The sequence below is a fragment of the Humidesulfovibrio sp. genome (assembly GCF_031082295.1).
In the GTDB taxonomy this organism is placed as follows: domain Bacteria; phylum Desulfobacterota; class Desulfovibrionia; order Desulfovibrionales; family Desulfovibrionaceae; genus Humidesulfovibrio.
Map to the genome: position 1 here is coordinate 1 of NZ_JAVHLD010000072.1, position 2078 is coordinate 2078.

3 protein-coding genes are annotated in these 2078 nt (G+C 57.6%); all 3 read left to right on the top strand.

Annotation, left to right across the window (positions count from 1 at the left end; translation table 11 throughout):
• Positions 1-839 (top strand): NAD(P)-dependent oxidoreductase (locus RDU24_RS15905; protein WP_308736764.1); only part of this gene is annotated, 839 nt, incomplete at its 5' end.
• 32 nt (positions 840-871) lie between these two features.
• Entirely contained in the window at positions 872-1831 is a 960-nt protein-coding gene (locus tag RDU24_RS15910; protein ID WP_308736765.1) for a universal stress protein, read from the top strand.
• Positions 1832-1834: 3 nt separating this feature from the next.
• On the top strand, positions 1835-2078 hold a 244-nt coding region (locus RDU24_RS15915), incomplete at its 3' end, for a hypothetical protein (RefSeq protein ID WP_308736766.1).

Below are 2078 nucleotides of genomic sequence, written 5' to 3' on the forward strand. Positions count from 1 at the left end.
CCGACGTGTTGAGGCATCTGGGCCGTTTGAAGCTCATTGCCACCCGCTCAACCGGCTTCGATCATATCGACCTGGAGTATTGCGATGCAAACAACATAACCGTTTGCAATGTCCCGGTCTATGGCGATAACACCGTTGCGGAGCATGTCTTTGCGCTGCTTTTGGCAATCAGCCACAACATGATTGCAGTGGTTGACCGCACCCGCAGGGGGGATTTTTCCCTCAAAGGACTCCAGGGTTTTGATCTTTTCGGCAAGACGCTTGGCGTTATCGGCACCGGGAGCATCGGCAGATGCGTCATCGAAATAGCCAAAGGCTTCCGCATGGAGGTGCTGGCCTCGGACGTGCGGCCGGACGAAGGGTTGGCCTCCCGCCTGGGTTTTCGGTATGTGGAGATGCACGAACTTTTGGGTTCATCCGACATCGTCACGCTGCATGTGCCTTCCAACGAGAATACCCGGAATCTTATATCCAGCGATGAATTTTCAAGGATGAAGGAAGGCGTGATTCTGATCAACACATCCCGGGGTGATGTCTTGGACATCAAGGCCTTGGCCAAGGCCATCGGCGAAGGCAAAGTGGCGGCTGCGGGACTGGACGTCCTGCCGGAAGAGGGAGGTATCCGAGAGGAGGCCGAATTGCTGCGTTCGGTTTATGACAAGAAGCATGATTTGGAGACCATGCTTCTCAATCATATCTTACTGCGTCTTCGAAATGTGATCATAACCCCGCACAGCGCCTTCAATACCCGGGAGGCCGTAGAAGCGCATCTTGAGCACCACCGTGGGAAACATCGCGTCCTTCACCCGCGGCGAATCCGAAAATGTCATACCCGATGAGCGAATGTAGTTGGAAGAAAGGAGACAGAAGGATGTTCAAACACCTGCTTGCGCCCCTGGATGGTTCAATCACCGCGGAATGCACGCTGCCCCACCTGGTCGCGTTGGCCCGCCTCTATCAGGCGCGGGTGACCCTGGTTCGCGTGCTTGATTTTCCTGAGACAGGCTTGGATAAGCAGCCGACTGATCCGCTGCAATGGCAGCTGTACAAAGCTGAAGCCAAAGCCTATTTGGACGACGTCGCAGAGCGTTTGCGCACCGAGGCCGACCTGGAGACTGAATCGGTTCTGCTCGAAGGTGAGGCGGCGCAGAGCATATGCGATTTTGCGCACAGTAACGACGTGGCCATTATCATCATCAGCAGTCACGGCCAATCGGGGTTAAGCCGCTGGAACGTCAGCAGCGTTGCGCACAAGATCGTGCAGCGCGCCCACCGCTCGGTGATGATTGTGCGCGCCTACAACGCAGGGGAGCAAGCCCTGACCGGCTTGCGTTACGCGCGTTTGCTGGTACCTCTGGATGGCTCACAACGGGCTGAAGGTGTGTTGTCAACGGCCGATACCATCGCCCGCGGCCATGAGGCCCAACTCCTGCTGGCCTATGTCGTCGTCAAGCCCGAAATGCCGCATCAGTTTCCGCTCACCGCTGATGACAAAGAACTCATCGAACACTTTGTCGTTCGCATCTGCGAAGCCGCAACCCAATATATGGAACTACTGCGCGACCGGCTGATGTATCCGTTTGAGCTGCGCCTGCTGACCAGCCAGAACATCGCTCTCGCCCTGCATGGCCTGGCCGAAGAGGCCGAGGTGGATATGATTCTTCTCGGCGCGCACGGCTCCAGCGGCAAGCCCAAATGGCCTTATGGCAGCGTCACCACCAGCTTCATCGAATACGGCAGCGTGCCGCTGCTGGTCGTTCAAGACTTGGACCCGGAAGAAGTAGAACCGACTCAGGCGGAGAAGGCCGCTGAGGAAAAAAAGGGGCATTGACGCATGTCATTGGATCATCACTCAGAAACGCTTACCGCCGAGCAGCAGCGCGAACTGCGGCGCCTGGCGCGCAGCACCTGGCTTTACTTCGAGCATTTCATCGGACCGGAAGACCACTGGCTGCCACCGGACCATTTTCAGGAGGACCCGCGCGGCCAGGTGGCGCACCGCACGTCACCCACGAACGTCGGCCTGATGCTGGTTTCTACCCTGGCCGCCTACGACTTTGGCTACGTGGGCATATGGG